Origin of the sequence: Roseovarius marisflavi, from assembly GCF_900142625.1 — a bacterium.
Lineage (GTDB): Bacteria > Pseudomonadota > Alphaproteobacteria > Rhodobacterales > Rhodobacteraceae > Roseovarius > Roseovarius marisflavi.
In genome coordinates, this window is sequence record NZ_FRBN01000005.1 from 118,921 (window position 1) to 135,109 (window position 16,189).

The 16,189-nt window shown below is 59.3% G+C and carries 17 protein-coding genes and 1 riboswitch; of the genes, 12 read left to right on the forward strand and 5 right to left on the reverse strand.

Annotation, left to right across the window (positions count from 1 at the left end):
• Positions 1 to 137 precede the first annotated feature (137 nt).
• A complete protein-coding gene (locus BUB78_RS06975) occupies positions 138 to 1,559 on the reverse strand; it encodes a phenylacetate--CoA ligase family protein (protein ID WP_245813395.1) in 1,422 nt (473 codons plus the stop codon).
• A 299-nt stretch (positions 1,560 to 1,858) separates the two neighbouring features.
• Here BUB78_RS06975 and pncB point away from each other — a divergent pair, with 299 nt between their 5' ends.
• Positions 1,859 to 3,151: a nicotinate phosphoribosyltransferase gene (gene pncB / locus BUB78_RS06985; RefSeq protein ID WP_073196470.1), complete on the forward strand. Its 1,293-nt coding sequence runs from the start codon at positions 1,859 to 1,861 to the stop codon at positions 3,149 to 3,151.
• Between the two features lie 93 nt (positions 3,152 to 3,244).
• On the opposite strand, the gene BUB78_RS06990 is transcribed toward pncB, so the two are convergent.
• The 3 genes from BUB78_RS06990 to BUB78_RS07000 all read right to left on the reverse strand — a co-directional run bounded on the left by BUB78_RS06990 (position 3,245) and on the right by BUB78_RS07000 (position 5,726).
• Positions 3,245 to 4,288: a fatty acid desaturase gene (locus tag BUB78_RS06990; protein ID WP_073196472.1), complete on the reverse strand. Its 1,044-nt coding sequence runs from the start codon at positions 4,286 to 4,288 to the stop codon at positions 3,245 to 3,247.
• A 475-nt stretch (positions 4,289 to 4,763) separates the two neighbouring features.
• On the reverse strand, positions 4,764 to 5,468 hold the full coding sequence (locus BUB78_RS06995; protein ID WP_084732796.1) for a hypothetical protein: 705 nt from the start codon (positions 5,466 to 5,468) through the stop codon (positions 4,764 to 4,766).
• A 24-nt stretch (positions 5,469 to 5,492) separates the two neighbouring features.
• Positions 5,493 to 5,726: a hypothetical protein gene (locus BUB78_RS07000; protein ID WP_073196477.1), complete on the reverse strand. Its 234-nt coding sequence runs from the start codon at positions 5,724 to 5,726 to the stop codon at positions 5,493 to 5,495.
• A gap of 197 nt (positions 5,727 to 5,923) precedes the next feature.
• Here BUB78_RS07000 and BUB78_RS20845 point away from each other — a divergent pair, with 197 nt between their 5' ends.
• The 3 genes from BUB78_RS20845 to BUB78_RS07015 all read left to right on the forward strand — a co-directional run bounded on the left by BUB78_RS20845 (position 5,924) and on the right by BUB78_RS07015 (position 8,331).
• Positions 5,924 to 6,376, forward strand: coding sequence for a hypothetical protein (locus BUB78_RS20845; protein WP_181444375.1), 453 nt, complete (start codon positions 5,924 to 5,926; stop codon positions 6,374 to 6,376).
• A gap of 117 nt (positions 6,377 to 6,493) precedes the next feature.
• Positions 6,494 to 7,114 carry a ribonuclease HII gene (locus BUB78_RS07010; RefSeq protein ID WP_073196481.1) on the forward strand — a complete coding sequence of 207 codons (621 nt, stop codon included), beginning with the start codon at positions 6,494 to 6,496 and terminating at the stop codon, positions 7,112 to 7,114.
• A 101-nt stretch (positions 7,115 to 7,215) separates the two neighbouring features.
• Positions 7,216 to 8,331 (forward strand): site-specific DNA-methyltransferase, encoded by a 1,116-nt coding sequence (locus BUB78_RS07015; RefSeq protein WP_073196484.1) that lies wholly within the window; start codon positions 7,216 to 7,218, stop codon positions 8,329 to 8,331.
• Positions 8,332 to 8,463: 132 nt separating this feature from the next.
• Here the strand turns inward: BUB78_RS07015 and BUB78_RS07020 are convergent, their stop codons facing one another.
• Entirely contained in the window at positions 8,464 to 9,843 is a 1,380-nt protein-coding gene (locus BUB78_RS07020) for an MmgE/PrpD family protein (protein ID WP_245813397.1), read from the reverse strand.
• A gap of 115 nt (positions 9,844 to 9,958) precedes the next feature.
• Positions 9,959 to 10,061: riboswitch (TPP riboswitch) on the forward strand.
• A 54-nt stretch (positions 10,062 to 10,115) separates the two neighbouring features.
• On the opposite strand from BUB78_RS07020, the gene thiD reads away from it, so the two are divergent.
• From thiD to tenA, 8 genes are read left to right on the forward strand one after another with little or no spacing between them, the layout of a single operon-like run.
• On the forward strand, positions 10,116 to 10,913 hold the full coding sequence (thiD, locus tag BUB78_RS07025) for a bifunctional hydroxymethylpyrimidine kinase/phosphomethylpyrimidine kinase (protein ID WP_073196486.1): 798 nt from the start codon (positions 10,116 to 10,118) through the stop codon (positions 10,911 to 10,913).
• A complete protein-coding gene (locus BUB78_RS07030) occupies positions 10,910 to 11,896 on the forward strand; it encodes an FAD-dependent oxidoreductase (RefSeq protein ID WP_073196488.1) in 987 nt (328 codons plus the stop codon). Before thiD ends, BUB78_RS07030 begins: the two co-directional genes overlap by 4 nt.
• Positions 11,880 to 12,077, forward strand: a complete 198-nt coding sequence (gene thiS, locus BUB78_RS07035) for a sulfur carrier protein ThiS (RefSeq protein ID WP_073196490.1) — start codon at positions 11,880 to 11,882, stop codon at positions 12,075 to 12,077. The genes BUB78_RS07030 and thiS overlap by 17 nt, the downstream gene beginning before the upstream one ends.
• Position 12,078: 1 nt before the next feature.
• Positions 12,079 to 12,852: a thiazole synthase gene (locus tag BUB78_RS07040; protein WP_073196492.1), complete on the forward strand. Its 774-nt coding sequence runs from the start codon at positions 12,079 to 12,081 to the stop codon at positions 12,850 to 12,852.
• Positions 12,849 to 13,445, forward strand: coding sequence for a thiamine phosphate synthase (locus BUB78_RS07045; RefSeq protein WP_073196495.1), 597 nt, complete (start codon positions 12,849 to 12,851; stop codon positions 13,443 to 13,445). The genes BUB78_RS07040 and BUB78_RS07045 overlap by 4 nt, the downstream gene beginning before the upstream one ends.
• On the forward strand, positions 13,442 to 14,431 hold the full coding sequence (locus BUB78_RS07050) for a HesA/MoeB/ThiF family protein (protein ID WP_073196497.1): 990 nt from the start codon (positions 13,442 to 13,444) through the stop codon (positions 14,429 to 14,431). The genes BUB78_RS07045 and BUB78_RS07050 overlap by 4 nt, the downstream gene beginning before the upstream one ends.
• Positions 14,432 to 15,367: an ABC transporter substrate-binding protein gene (locus BUB78_RS07055; protein ID WP_073196499.1), complete on the forward strand. Its 936-nt coding sequence runs from the start codon at positions 14,432 to 14,434 to the stop codon at positions 15,365 to 15,367.
• Positions 15,364 to 16,050 carry a thiaminase II gene (gene tenA, locus BUB78_RS07060; RefSeq protein ID WP_073196501.1) on the forward strand — a complete coding sequence of 229 codons (687 nt, stop codon included), beginning with the start codon at positions 15,364 to 15,366 and terminating at the stop codon, positions 16,048 to 16,050. Before BUB78_RS07055 ends, tenA begins: the two co-directional genes overlap by 4 nt.
• Positions 16,051 to 16,189: the final 139 nt, after the last annotated feature.

Consider the following 16,189-nt stretch of genomic DNA (forward strand, 5'->3'; position numbering starts at 1 on the left):
TCGATGAAACGATCCGCGCGCAACGCCGCCTAGGTTGGTTTTGAGCGCGTTTTGCCCGGCCTGAGTTCAATTGCGAAGCTCTGTTATGATGAAGCTGAAGACATACAGCAGCGCGGTTTTGCGGGGCACTCACGTCTTCAATCCGACGCCGACTGGCGACTACCGGATAATGTCGTGTTTCGTGCATTGGTGTTTCGCAAAGGCACGACGTCGTGGAATTTGCCGCTCGCGGTGAATTCGGGCAGTGCTCTGCTTTTTCGCACCGTGACACCCTCCAGGCCATTATCGTGAAACACCTGTTGCACCGACTCGATGACCTCTTGAAAGACACGCCCTGCCGCCGCCTCATCTGCCAGCTTTATTCGAACCTCGAAAACCTTCTCTTTGGTCTGGACCAGTTGGATGCGCCGGGCCTGCTCGTGCTCCAAATCGAAAACGAGCGGCGACAGCGTCACCTGGCCCACATGAACGAGCGTTGCCTGGCGTCCTTCCACCTGAAAACTGCGAAATGGCGATCCACAGGGGCAGGGTTCCTTGTCGAAGCGAACGCAATCACCGAGATCATATCGGATGAAGGGCTGCGCCGCGTTGGCGAGAACCGTCAGCAGCACTGTCTCCGACAACGTGCCATCGGGAACCGGCCGCATCGCCTTGTCGACTGCTTCGAGGATCACCCAGTCCTCGTTCAAATGTTTCCGCCCGCAGCTGCACTCGAACGAAATCATCAGGCACTCGGTGCAGCCATAGGGATCAAGAATGTCGGATATCAGCGAAGGAAAGGCCTGTCGAACCCGCTTGCGGAGATCATCCGTGAGCTTCTCGCCTCCCGTACTGAAAAGCGCAGGCTCGATCTTCAGTCGCCAGGCCTCTTTTTCCCTGACGAGGATGCTCAGCATGCTGGGATAGGTCACGATCCAGGCGACGTCCTTTATCGCATTCAGTTTTTCAACGAGGTGGTCAATCGGCTGCTCGGCCTCGATGAAGGTCAACGCGAAAGACCTCGCCAGCGCCGGATTCAGCCGTTGCACCAATTTGTTGAATCCGTTTCCGGCAAAGTGACCGTTGCCGCCGGTGATCGTCACCCTCACACCGAGCTTTCGGACCTTTCGGATAAGCTTCCAATGATACCGTTCAAAGCGCGCCATCATTATCCCATAGGCATATTCCACGAACGAAGAGGGCAGTACGATGACCGCAGGTTCGCCGGATGTCCCGGAGGTCTGAAAAACGGCTACATCGTCGATTGGTACACCAACCTTTTGGATATCCCGTAGATGTTCGCGGGCCCTTTCGAGGGAAAGGGACCGGATCGTCAGCCAGTCATCGAAGTTCCGCATGAGATCGGGTTTGCGGGTCACCGGCAAGTCGCAGAGTTCGATCTCGCTTGATGCGGGAAGATCCGCATAGAGCCTATGAAACAAGGGGGAGTCGCGCCGCGCTTTATCCACGAGGCGCCGAAGGTTGCGGAGCTGCCTGGCTTCAATTCGCTTGCGCCCGCCCCAAGCTGTCCAGAGCCCGCCGACCAAATAACCAAATACTCTAAGGAGGCTTAAACGCATATCTACTGGCGATGCCCCTCCTTTGTATCTGGCGTGGAAATACCCGTTGATTGGAAACTACATCAAGGGGTTGCGCGTCAATTGACCATTGTCAAATCGCGTCCTTGGGCGGGGCCGTGCTCATAGGTCATACGAAGGAAGCGGATACAAGGATCGGCACAACAAACGACGGCCAAGTCCGCATTGCGGGCGACAAGCCCCGGAATATAGCCTAACTTTGCCTTGAATCGCCCACTTGCCTTGCGCGCCTGCGCCCCCTTTGATTTAACCGGCGAAACAGTCTTACCGGAGCCGCGCAAATGGTCGATATCGCCACCCGTGTTCATAATCACAAATGGAAGATCGACCCGATCGTGCGATCCCTGATCGACACTGATTTTTACAAACTGCTGATGTGCCAATCGGTGTTTCGAAACAAGGCCGATACGCAGGTCAGGTTCTCGCTGATCAACCGGACCAAATCCATCCGCCTTGCGGAATTGGTCGATGAGGGCGAGCTTCGCGAACAGCTTGATCACATCCGCTCGCTGTCGCTGTCGCGGGGCGAAAGCACCTGGATGCGCGGCAATACGTTTTATGGCAAACGCCAGATGTTCACGCCTGAATTCATGGATTGGTTCGAGACCCTGCGCTTGCCGCCCTATCACCTTGAAAAGCGTGACGGGCAGTACGAGTTGACCTTTGAAGGATCCTGGCCCGAGGTGATGCTTTGGGAAATCCCTGCGCTCGCCGTGTTGATGGAACTGCGCTCGCGCGCGGTGCTCAACACGATGAAAAAGTTCGAGCTTCAGGTGCTTTATGCCCGCGCGATGACCAAGCTCTGGGAAAAGGTCGAAAAGCTGCGCGACATCCCCGACCTTCGGATCGCAGATTTCGGCACCCGCCGCCGCCACTCCTTTCTCTGGCAGGATTGGTGTGTGCAGGCAATGACCGAAGGTCTTGGCGATGCCTTTGTCGGCACCTCGAACTGTCTGATCGCAAAGAATCGCGACCTTGCCGCGATTGGCACCAACGCGCATGAATTGCCCATGGTCTATGCGGCACTGGCCGAGGATGACGCCGCGCTCAAGCGCGCACCCTATGACGTGCTGAGCGACTGGCACGAAGAGCATGACGGCAACCTGCGCATCATCCTGCCCGATACCTATGGCACCGAGGGCTTTTTGCGCGACGCCCCCGATTGGCTGGCGGGGTGGACCGGAATCCGCATTGACAGCGGCGATCCGGCGACCGGCGCCGAAACCGCAATCCGCTGGTGGAAAGAGCGGGGCGAAGACCCGCGCGAAAAGATGGTGATCTTTTCGGATGGGCTTGATGTCGACAAGATCATCACCCTGCACAAACAGTTTTCGGGCCGCGTGCGCTGTTCCTTTGGCTGGGGCACGCTGCTGACCAATGATTTCCGCGGTCTGACAGCCGACGACGCGCTCGCGCCGTTTTCTCTCGTGTGCAAGGCGGTCTCGGCCAATGGCCACCCGACCGTCAAGCTATCCGACAACCCGCGCAAGGCCATGGGCCCCGTCGACGAAATCGCCCGCTACAAACGGGTGTTCGGGGTCGGGGAACAAGAGGCCTTGGAGGTTGTGGTTTAGGCCGTTTTTATACCTGACGGACCCACCGCATTGCCCGTAGGGTGTGTGAAACCCACGCGCTGTCAAACTGTCCGTGCCAGAGATCCGGCGTGCTCAGATCATCTTGGCGTCTGAAAAGGAAATCAAACGACGGCTTTGGTCATCCCAAAGCTGAAGCTTTACGCAGCTGATGCTTTCACGGATCGTCAGGCGCTGTGCCTGGTCAAGCTTGGGGTGATCGCGCAGGATTTCGGAGAGGCGATAGAACGGGACACGGCTCTGAAGGTGGTGCACGTGATGCGCGCCGATATTGGCCGAGAACCAGCGCAGGATACCGGGCAGGATATAATGCGAACTGCCATGCAGGGCCGCATCCTGAAGCTGCCAGTCCGGATCATGATCCCAGCAGGTTTCTTCAAACTGATGCTGAACGTAAAACAGCCAGACCCCGATCGAGGCCGCAACGACGACCGTGGGCACAAAGACAAGAAAGATCGCCGCAAGTCCGCCGATATAGCCCAGCGTGACCAAAACCACGGCCAGCACCACATTCGTGCCCATCGCACTTACCCAATAGCGCCAGCCGGCAGTCATCAACCCAAGCGGCAGGCGGTTTTCAAGGAAGAACAAATAGGACGGCCCCAACACGAACAGGACAAAGGGGTTGCGATAAAGCCGGTATTTCAGCTGTCCAAAGCGCGACAGGCTCTGATATTCGCTGACCGTAAGGGTCATCACATCGCCCATGCCGCGCTTGTCGAGGTTCCCGGCAGAGGCGTGATGCACCGCGTGGGTGCGCCGCCAGACGTCATAGGGCGTCACGGTCACAACCCCAAGGGCGCGCCCGATCCAGTCATTGAGCAAACGACTGCTGAAGAACGAGCCATGGCCACAATCATGCTGAATCACGAACAGCCGCACAAGAAACAGGCCGTTGAAAACCGAAAGGCCCGTGGCAAGAAGATAGCTGAACGACAGGCACCAGATGGCAAGCGCCCAGATCGCCAGAAACGGGATCAGCGTCACGACAAGCTCGAACAGGCTGCGCGCATGCGACGGCTCTCGGTAATTGGCGAGAATGCGGACCCAAATACGTGCGTCTTCGGTGTCTGGCGTCGCCACGGCCTGTTCTTGGGCCGGTGTGACAGCAGGTGACATCAGGGTATGAGCCAAATTGAGATATCCCTCAGCGTTTGGGCTGCGACGTCGCAGCCAACGTAAGTTGCGGGCACACCAGAATCCGGGTCCCGTCGTCAATAGTAGGTGTCGTTACACTTGCGGTGCTGTCAGCCGTGGAAAAGGCCGTCGACAAGCCGGATAGTCTGTCGTTTGTCAACAAGTGCATGCACCTCCAAAAGGCAAAGGGAAATTGATGGCATTACTTATACGCATCGCGGTCAACCCAATCCCGTCGCGGCCAAACCATAGCCGATCAAAGGTTAAGAAGACACCACTACCCTTCAAACCGTGATGCTTGCTATTTTGGAATTGACGTAAAGACAAGCATTAGATGCGCCTCCCCCCCTGCAAGCCCGGTCCGTGGGGGGCAAATCGTGTCTTTGACGCCGATTTTTCACGATCATTTGGCGCGGGTGCGGCGATCGGTCATCGTCACGCCAGCCAATCCGCGCTATCAGATAACCCGGATCACATCTTTGTCGATCGCAAGCATATAGCCACGCCGTGCGATATTCTTGACCAGAAGTTCGCTCACAAGCTGATTTCCCAAGGTATCGCGCAGGCGCTTGATCCGGGTGGCCCCGGCCGCTTCTTCACAATCAGATGCATTGCGACCCGAAATCACGCCTTCGATCTCGGCCCCGGTCATGACATCGTCATCCATCCGCGCCTCGGCCAGAACCGACAGGGTTTCCATCGCCGCATCAGTCAGCTTGAACCCCATGTTGTTGAGATACACGGTCTTTTCCTCGCGGCTGATCAAGAGCGAACTTACCTGAATGCCAGAGCGTTCAATCTGGGCCATGCGGCGGTTAAGCGTGATCAGCATCACCAGAAACACCAGAGCCGAGACCAAAAGAGCGGTGGCAAAAACCAACAATACGAAAATCACCATGCGATAGCTTGTCAGGGTTTCGGAAAACGCCGTTCCCGAGAGGGCGAGAATTTCCAGAAGCTTGATATCGGTGCGCGCCGTGAGCGCGTCATTTTCCACGAATATCCGCTCGACCCGCGCATTGAACGCATTGGCGTCCGGCAGGTTGAGAAACAAGACCACAGCTGCAATCATCAGGATGACAACGATGGCCACGACGCCAAGAACCACAACCCGGTTGCCCGAGCGCCGCGCATCGGCGGCTGTGCTGGTTAATCCCCGCACGGGCATCCCCCTATTTTACCCAACCTACTTTTCCTTTTTCGACAGCACCTTGAGAAGCTTTAGCCCCTTGCTCGCCAATTGCTTGCGCAACGCCGATTCTGCGGAAGAGCAGGGCGCATTGACGGTGGTGACATCATAATAAAGCTCAAGCGGCTTGTCGCGCTTGGCTTTGTACTCGATCTGACAGGCCGCCTGCGCGCCACCGGCGGCAAGAGCAAGGCCAAGAGCCATGAGAGTGATTTGTGTGATCTGTTTCATGGGGGCAAGATGCGCCCAACCCCACGGCTATTCAATAACCTGTGATCCGAAATGACCCGAAAACCGGCTGTTATCTGATAACATCGGGGCGTTATTGCCTGTCTGAACGGGTTGACCCCACCTTGAGTACATCGCGAACGGTCAAACAGGCCGAACGCTTTGACATCACTGTCGTGAAACCTGAAAGGAAAGAGATCATGCACCGCAAGTTTATCGCAATCGTCCTGGGCGCCGCCCTTGCCGTTACCGGGCTTAGCTCTGCTCCAGTGCGCGCACAGGATCGCGGCGAGACCGCCGCCATCATCGCGGGTGTCGCCGCCCTCGCCATCATTGGCGCCGCCGTGGCCAATGATCGCAAAAAGGACCGCCGCAAGGATTATGTCGCCCGTGGTCATGGTCACAACTACCAACGCCAGGATCGCCACCACTACCGGCACCAGGATCGCCACTACAAACATAAGCGCCACGTCAAGCAAAAGCGCTATCATCGTCATGAGCGTCACCAAGAGCGCCACATCAACAACCGCGGTTACCACCGTGCACAGCCAGCCTATGACAGTCGCGGGCACCGGGCACGTCAGTACGACCAACGTCGTGCGGACCGGTATTCGACGCAATCGCGTAACAGACGCCATCAGGACCGTAAATAATCACCAGACACTTTCTGGCGGACAAGGGAAGGGGTGCGCCTCTTCCCTTTCATATTTCGGGGCCTTTTATTTCTCTGGGCCTTTTGCATTTACGGGCGCGCTATGCGATCTGGGGTAATGCCGGGCCCCGATTACACCTATGAAGCGCTTGCCCTGTCTCAGGGGTTCACCCTGATCGCCGGGGTGGACGAGGTTGGGCGCGGGCCGCTGGCAGGCCCCGTTACGGCGGCGGCGGTGATCCTTGACCCCGCCCATATTCCGGTGGGTCTGAACGATTCAAAGAAGCTCAGCGCGAAACGCCGCGAAGCACTTTATGACGAGTTGTTGGCCTGCGCCGATGTTTCAGCCGCCCATGCCAGTGTCGAAGAGATCGACGCGATCAACATCCTGCGCGCCTCGCATCTTGCGATGGAGCGCGCGTTACTTGGTTTGCGCCAGACCGCCGACATAGCGCTTATTGACGGCAACCTTATTCCGCGCGGTCTGAGCATTCCGGCGCAGGCAATTATCAAAGGCGATGCGGCCTCGGTCTCTATTGCGGCGGCGTCCATTGTTGCAAAAATAACGCGCGATCGCATCATGGAGGCCTTGGCGCAACAGTTTCCCGGCTATGGCTGGGAGACAAACGCAGGTTACCCGTCAAAAAGCCACAAAGCGGCGCTTCTAAATCTCGGGGTGACCCCTCACCATAGACGTTCGTTCAAACCGGTACACAACATCTTGTATCAAGAAAAATAACTAACCCTCTGATTCAAAAAAGAAATTGACGGCGAATCAGCTTTGACTCATCTTTGACCTCAACAACCAGAGCACACAAAGTGCCGGGACAGAGGCAGAAAATGAAGACGATGACCAAAGCAAAAGGGGCGCCCGCGCTCCCTCTCAATACGATTATTGCCGGTGAATGCATCGAGGTTATGAACAGCCTTCCCGAGGCCAGTGTCGACCTGATCTTTGCCGACCCGCCCTATAATCTTCAGCTCAAGGGCGACCTGCATCGCCCTGACAATAGCCAGGTGGACGCGGTTGACGACGCCTGGGATCAGTTTTCCTCATTCGCCGCCTACGACAGATTTACCCAAGACTGGCTCAAGGCGGCGCGCCGATTACTCAAACCCAATGGGGCAATTTGGGTAATCGGTTCTTATCACAACATCTTCCGGGTCGGGGCCGCCTTGCAGGACCAGGGCTTTTGGATTCTGAACGATGTGGTCTGGCGCAAGTCCAATCCGATGCCGAACTTTCGCGGCAAGCGTTTCACCAATGCCCACGAAACGATGATCTGGGCCAGCAAGGAAGAAGGCGGCAAGTACACCTTCAACTATGAAGCTCTGAAATCGCTCAATGATGGCATCCAAATGCGCAGCGACTGGGTTTTGCCGATCTGTACCGGGCACGAGCGTCTCAAGGATGAACACGGCGACAAGGCCCATCCGACCCAGAAACCCGAAAGCCTCTTGCATCGTATCCTTGTCGGTTCAACCAACCCCGGCGACGTCGTGCTTGACCCGTTCTTTGGCACCGGCACCACCGGCGCCGTTGCCAAGATGCTTGGCCGCGATTACATCGGGATCGAGCGCGAAGAGGCCTATCGCAAGGTGGCCGAAAAGCGGCTTGGCAACACCCGCAAATTTGATCGCGAGGCGCTCCGGGTCACGACCTCGAAACGTGCCGAGCCGCGCGTGCCCTTCGGTCAGCTGGTCGAACGCGGCATGCTGCGCCCCGGCGAAGAATTGCTGAGCATGAACGGTCGTCACAAGGCCAAGGTGCGTGCCGATGGCACGCTGATCGGTGATGACGTCAAAGGCAGCATTCATCAGGTCGGCGCCCATCTTGAAGGTGCGCCAAGCTGCAACGGCTGGACCTATTGGTGCTTCAAGCGCGATGGCAAAACCGTGCCGATTGACCTGTTGCGCCAACAGATCCGCGCCGAAATGTCAGAGCGCCCGAACTAGGTCTCACAGAACACCGCCGGTGCCTGAGACCTGACTTATCAGGCACTCTCTACCTGCCCCGCCGTCACGGCGGGGCCTTTTTCGTTTTGAAAAACCAGTATTTTGGACGTGTTTAGTCTCTGATTTTATCCTTCAGTCATCACATTTTGGCGTGACGATCCGGGCGAGATCGGCGAATTTCAGTTCATCCTGCAAAAGCCCTTCACGCATGCCCCAAAGCGCCGATATCCTTGCCTCGGGCAGAGTGTGACCGGCTATAGCAGTGATCTTGTCACGGATTTCAAGAATCTCGAGAGGCGCCTCTGGCCCGCCGCGCGCATTGACGTCGCCGGATGAAATTTTGCGCCCATCGGCCAATGTCAGGGTTACATCAGACCAGCGACCCGCCGGAAACCGTGCCGAATGGCGGGGCTCTTCGGTGATGGTGATCCGACCAAGCAACGCCGCAACCTGAGCGTCGCGCAGACCCTCACCGGTGATATGTTCTGGCCCGATGCGGCCATGCACCAAAAGCGTGGCAAGCGCAAAGCCAAGCGAGTACTGCGCCTGGCTTGTGGTCTCGGGCATCCCGGCAAAAAGCTGCGCGGATTGCGCGAATGTACGCACCTGCATCGCTTTGACGTCCCCGGCGTCAATACCATGATCGCGCACCACCTGGCGCAACGCCTCAAGCGCGCCGTGCGCCCAGCGACAGATCGGATAGGGCTTGATATAATTGCGCATCACAGTCCAGTCCTGCCCCAGGTCTGCCCAGATATGCGCCACCTCCGGCCCCTCGGCGGTGATCGCCGGTGCTCCGGTAAAACCGCGCTCGGCCAAAAGCACCGCATTTGCCCCAACCAGTGCACCCATCCCCGATCCGTCATGAAGCATCGTCGGGGTCTCGATCTCGCGCATCATCTGGCTGCGCGGGCCGTGATATTCGGCAATCCCCATCGCATGGCGCAAGGCATCCGGGCCAAGCCCGCGTAAATGCGCGCCAACCGCCGCCACGCCAAGCGCATTCCACGCACCCGACGTGTGATAATCACATGCCGTCGCATGCAGGGCAATCCCGGCGCGGGCCGCCAGCTCATACCCCATCGCCAGCACCGCCAATGCCTGACGGCCGCTTAGGTCCGGGCGCTGTTCGGCAAAGGCGAAAAGGGCGGGGACAAGGGCACATCCGATATGGCCCTTGGTCGGATTAAACCCGTCATGCGCATCCAGATTGTCGATCTGGGTGGCCAACGCCCAGGCCGCGCCCGGCACACTGACGCGGCGCCCGTCAAACAGCATAAAAGCGCTATGTTCTGGCCGACCTGCCGCGTGGAAATCACTGGCAAAATCACGGGCGATTTCAGCCACCTCAAGCCGTGTCGCCCCCGCCGCCACCGCAAGCGTGTCAATCAATAGCGTCGAGGTCTGAAGCAACACCTCGTCAGGGACGCAAAGATGAGGATCAAGCGCGAACTGCGCTATCTGGGCAAACGGGTCTTTCAGGGCGGTTTCGAGCATGCGCGCGGCTTTCATGGTGAAGGGACATTCCCATCCTGCCGCAGTCCTGCGGCGCTTTCCGTGTCATTTGCGACAGGTTCTGTCCTGCATTCCCCCCTTGCCCAGAGGCATTACTGCTGCTACGTCTTTGACAAATCCGTTGGGGTGCCTGCTTGTCAGGCTGAGAGGCGACCCGCCAACCCATCGAACCTGATCCGGTTTATACCGGCGTAGGGAACGGAAATGCCATGGCCCGCCAATGCCAGACAAGGCTCTTTCCGTTTCCAGGATGACTGGAAGGAGAGGCCATGACCACGCCCACAGCACTCACAATCGCCGGATCCGATAGCGGTGGCGGCGCGGGCATTCAGGCCGACCTCAAGACCTTTTCCGCGCTTGGCGTCTTTGGCACCAGCGCAATCACCGCCGTCACCGCGCAAAACACCTGTGAAGTGACCGATGTGTTTGCCATCCCTAATGCCATGGTCGCGGCCCAGATTAACGCCGTTTTGGGCGATATCAGGGTCGATGCGATCAAGATCGGAATGCTGGGCGATGCCACCCTGATCGAGACCGTGGCCGAGGCGTTGCGTGGGTTCACCGGGCCGGTGGTGCTTGATCCGGTGATGGTCGCGAAATCCGGCGCGCGCCTCTTGCCCGATGCCGCCCGCAGCGCGTTGATCACGCATCTTTTGCCGCGCGCCGACCTTCTGACCCCGAACCTGCCCGAGGCGGCAAGCCTTTTGGGTCTGCCCGAGGCGGTCACGGACCAGGACATGCAGGATCAGGGCAATCGTCTCCGCGATATGGGGGCCAGGGCGGTCCTGGTGAAGGGTGGGCACGGCAGGGGGGATATCTGCACCGATTGGTTAATCGGCGATGAGGTGGTGCAGCTTGACGCGCCCCGAATTGTCACCCGCAACACCCACGGCACCGGATGTACGATGTCATCGGCCATTGCCGCCGGTCTTGCCAAGGGGATGCCCCTAGAAAGGGCGGTCGAGCGCGCGCATCACTGGCTTCACCATGCGATTGTGGCCGCCGACAGCCTTGAGATCTGCCATGGCCATGGGCCGGTGCACCATTTTCACGAGGTCTGGAAATGACCACTTCGGTGATCATTCGTGGCGCAGGGGTTGTCGGGCTTTGCGTCGCCTCCGAACTGCGCGCGCGCGGAGCGGCGGTTACGCTGCTTGATCCCGCCCCCGGCCCCGGCCCGCAGGCCTGTTCATGGTGGGCCGGTGGCATGCTGGCGCCGTTCTGCGAAGGCTATACCGCCGAAGAACCCGTCGTGCGTTTGGGCCAGGAGGCCGCCGATTGGTGGCAGACCCACGGCGCGACCGTGCATCGCAACGGATCGCTCGTGGTGACACTTGCACGCGACCGCGCCGAGCTATCGCAATTCGCCCGCCGCACCAGTGGTCACATCGCCGTATCTGGCCCTGATCTGGCCGCGTTAGAGCCACTTTTGGCCGATCATTTTGATCGCGCGTTGTTCTTCGGGGACGAGGCGCATATCAATCCGCGCATGTCGCTGGAAACCCTGCGCGCGCGCCTGATCAGTGACGGTGTGGCCTATGAACAAACCGATGCGGCGCCGAGCGCGCAAACCGTGATCGACTGTCGCGGGCTGGCGGCGCGTGACGCTCTAAAAGACCTGCGCGGCGTCAAGGGCGAGATGGTGATCCTGCGCGCGCCGGACCTGACCCTCTCGCGTCCGATCCGGCTTTTGCATCCGCGATTTCCACTCTACATCGTGCCGCGCGGCGACGGGGTATTCATGCTGGGAGCGACCCAGATCGAAAGTGGCGAGCGCGGGCGCGCTTCGGTCCGCTCGGTGATGGAACTGCTGTCGGCGGCCTATGCGCTTCACCCTGCCTTTGGCGAGGCTGAGCTTTTGGAAATCGGCACCGACGCCCGCCCCGCCTTTGCCGACAACCTGCCGCGTATTCGCAGGCGGGGCGGCACGATCTATGTCAACGGGTTGTTCCGGCACGGGTTCTTGTTGTCGCCTGCTCTGGCGCGGATGCTGGCGGATTTGGTGCTGGATGGTCAGATACCGGAGGTGATGGATGAAGATCATAGTTAACGGCGCGGGGCATGACACCGAGGCAACCACATTGTCCGCCCTGCTGGATGAGCTGGGCCATGGGCAGGCCAAAATCGCCACCGCAGTGAACGAGGCATTTGTGCCCGCTGCAATGCGCGAAAAACAGACTCTAAACATGGGTGATCGCGTCGAAATCGTTGCCCCGCGGCAAGGAGGTTAGCATGCCAAGTTTCTACGATACCGAGGTTGCCTCGCGCCTCATGCTTGGCACGGCGCAATACCCTTCACCAGCCATTTTGGCCGAGGCCTTCAAACGCTCGGGCGCGGGCATCGCAACGGTGTCGGTCCGCCGAGAAGCAGGCGGCGAACGCGCCGGTCAGGATTTCTGGGATCTGATCGCCGATCTTGGGGTCAAGGTTCTGCCCAATACCGCCGGCTGTCATTCGGTGCGCGAGGCGGTGACCACCGCACAGATGGCGCGCGAATTGTTCGACACGCCTTGGATCAAGCTTGAGGTGATCGGCCACGCCGACACCCTGCAACCCGATCCTTTTGGTCTTGTCGAGGCGGCGCGCATTCTGACCGATGACGGATTTCAGGTATTTCCCTATTGCACTGAAGACCTTGTTCTATGTGATCGCCTGATCGAGGCGGGTTGTCGCGTCTTGATGCCATGGGGTGCGCCAATTGGCACGGGTTTGGGTCTGAATAACATTTATGGGCTGCGGTCACTGCGCGCGCATTTCCCCGATGTTCCGCTGGTGGTGGATGCGGGCCTTGGCCTGCCAAGTCAGGCGGCGCATGCGATGGAACTTGGCTATGACGCGGTCCTGCTCAATACCGCCGTGGCCAAGGCCGGCAACCCGGCCTTGATGGCAGAGGGCTTTGCACGCGCGTTAGAGGCCGGGCGGTTGGCGTTCGAGGCCGACCCGATGGAGCCGCGCGATATGGCGGCCCCCTCGACCCCGGTTTTGGGAAAGGCGTTTCTGGCATGACCCTTCCGCGGTTTTACCCGATTTTCGACGATCTTCGCTGGCTTGAGCGGCTCATGCCGCTTGGCGTGAAGCTGGTGCAATTGCGCATCAAGGATACGCCCACCGATGTGGTGCGCGACACGGTGATCAAGGCCCAGGCGCTTTGCCGGGCACAGGGCACGATCCTTGTGGTCAACGACTATTGGCAGATCGCAATCGACGCGGGCTGTGACTGGGTTCACCTCGGGCAGGAAGATCTTGATGACGCCGATATCGCCGCGATCCGGCATGCGGACCTCAAGCTTGGCCTAAGCACCCATGACCGCGCCGAGCTTGACCGCGCCCTGTCGCTTGATCCCGATTACGTGGCGCTTGGCCCGGTCTATCCGACCGTCCTGAAAAAGATGAAATGGCATCAACAGGGTCTGGAAAAGCTGACGGAATGGAAGGCCGCTATCGGCGATATTCCATTGGTGGCGATTGGCGGCATGTCGGTCGAGCGCGCCGCCGGGGCCTTTGAGGCCGGTGCTGATATCGTCGCGGCTGTCACCGACATCACCCTGAACGACGACCCCGAGGGGCGCGTGCGCCGATGGATTGAGGCGACCGCATGAACCGCTATGCGCGCCAGATCGCTGTGCCGGAGTTCGGCACAAAGGGGCAGGAAAAGCTTCGCGCGGCGCGGGTTCTTGTGGTCGGCGCAGGCGGGCTTGCCGCGCCGGTTTTGCAGTATCTCGTCGGTGCAGGCGTAGGGAAGATCACGCTGGTGGATCAAGACACCGTCGCGCTTAGCAATCTGCACCGCCAGACCCTGTTTCGTGAGGCCGATATTGGCCAGCCCAAGGCCGAGGTTGCCGCCCGGCACATGGCGGCGCTGAACCGCGATTGCACCATCACGCCCGTAACCGTACCGCTTGATCCGGCCAACGCGCCCGCCCTTTGTGCCGGGGTCGACCTTGTGCTTGATTGCGCCGATAGTTTCGCCGCCAGCTATATCCTGTCGGATGTCTGCAAGGCAAACGCCACGCCATTGATCAGCGCCTCTATCGTCGGCACATCGGGCTATTGCGGCGGGTTTTGCGGCACGGCGCCCTCTTTGCGGGCGGTCTTTCCCGATCTGCCCGATCGCCTTGGAAGCTGTGACGCCGATGGCGTGTTGGGGCCTGCGGTCGGGGTAATGGGCGCGCTTCAGGCCCAGATGACATTGGCCATTTTGGCCGGATTAGAGACTGATCCGCTTGGTCAACTGGTGACGTTCGAGGCCCTTGGGAACCGCTTTGGCGGGTTCCGGTTTGATGGCGCGCCAGAGCCCGAAGGCGGGTTTGCCTTTATCGCCGCCAGCGAGATCCGCGCCAGTGATGCCCTGAGCGATCTGCGCACCGCTGATGAACCCGGCCCCGCCCTTGCGGGCGCTATCCGCCGCACTGTTCCTGATTTCGATACACCCGCCTTGCCCGCTGACGGGCAACGCGTTGTTCTGGCCTGCCGTTCTGGCCTGCGCGCTTGGCAGGCCGCCACCCGACTGCGCCAGCACTGGCCCGGAGAAATTGCGCTGATCGCCCTTGGCGACAGCCCCACTGACACCCAAGGAGACGACTGAATGAAATATCTCGCGTTTATGGTTGCCCTGTTGGCGACCGCCCCCGCCATGGCACAGGATCGCATGACCCTTTTGCTAGACTGGTTTGTAAACCCCGATCATGGCCCGATCATCGTGGCGCAGGAACTTGGCTATTTCAAGGATGCCGGTCTTGAGGTCGAGATTGTCGCCCCTGCCGACCCAAGCGATCCACCCAAGATGGTCGCCGCCGGGCAGGCTGATCTTGCGATCTCTTATCAACCACAGCTTCATATGCAGATCGAAAGCGGTCTGCCGCTGCGCCGGGTGGGCACGCTGGTGGCGACGCCGCTTAACTGTCTTTTGGTTCTTGAGGATGGCCCGATCAAATCAAGCGCCGACCTCAAGGGGCGCAAGGTTGGCTTTTCGGTGGCCGGTGTCGAAGAGGTTCTGCTGTCCACCATTCTGGGGCAGCATGGCCTGACGCTTGACGATATCGAACTGGTGAGTGTGAACTGGTCGCTGTCGCCTTCGCTTATGTCGGGGCAGGTCGATGCCGTTATCGGTGCCTATCGCAATTTCGAGCTGAACCAGATGGAAATCGAAGGTGTGCCGGGGCGCTGTTTCTTCATCGAGGAAGAGGGCATTCCGGCCTATGACGAGTTGATCTATGTGGCCAATCCGGCGACGATGAATGCCGATATGATCCGCCGCTTTCTCTTCGCCACCGAGCGCGCGACGCAATATATCGTCAACCACCCCACCGAAAGCTGGGAGATTTTCGCGAGTACTTCGGCCGAGCTTCGTGATGAGCTGAACGCGAAAGCCTGGGTTGATACAGTGCCGCGCTTTGCGCTGCGCCCTTCGGCGCTTGATCATGCCCGCTATACCCGGTTTGAAGCCTTCCTCAAAGAGACCGGGATGATCGAAGAATTCACGCCTGTTTCGGGCCTTGCTCTGGACCTGAGCGCGGAATGAGCGGCGATTATGGCACCACCTTTCCCCGCCTGCGTGACGCGGCGGGGGAGGTCTGGCAGGATTATACCCATCATGCCTTTGTCGAAGGCATCCGCGACGGATCACTGCCGCGCAAGGCGTTCCTTGGCTATCTGGTTCAGGATTACATCTTTCTGATCCATTTTTCCCGCGCCTGGGCGCTTGCGGTCACCAAGGCCGATACGCTTGATGAAATGCGCGCCTGTGCGTCCTCGGTGGATGTTCTGGTCAATGGCGAAATCAGCCTGCATGTCAAAACCTGCGCCGCCGAGGGGTTAAGTGAACAAGAGCTTTTCACCGCCGCCGAGCACCCCGCCAACCTTGCCTATACGCGCTATGTGATGGATGCGGGGCATTCGGGCAATTTCCTTGACCTGATCGCGGCGCTTGCGCCCTGTGTGATGGGATACGGCGAAATCGGCGCGCGGCTTGCGGCGGATGTTCACGCAGATCATCCCTATGCCGACTGGATCAACACCTATGCCGGTGATGACTATCAACAGGCCTGTCGCAATGCCGGTGTGCTATTTGACGGGGCGGTCGCGCGCCGCCTTGGCGACTCCCCGGAAACCACCCCCGGTTGGGAGCGGATTTCACAGCGCTTTACGACTGCGACCCGGCTTGAAGTCGCGTTTTGGGATATGGGCCTGTCTTTTGGAGACTGACCGTCTCACATTGATGCAATGGCCGGAATGAGGGGCGCTGCCCCTCACACTTCCCGGGATATTTGCGGCAAGAAGAAGCGGATAGGATGCCTCTGTTTCTTCTTGCTCTAAATATCCCCGCCGGAGGCTCCTGTCCTGT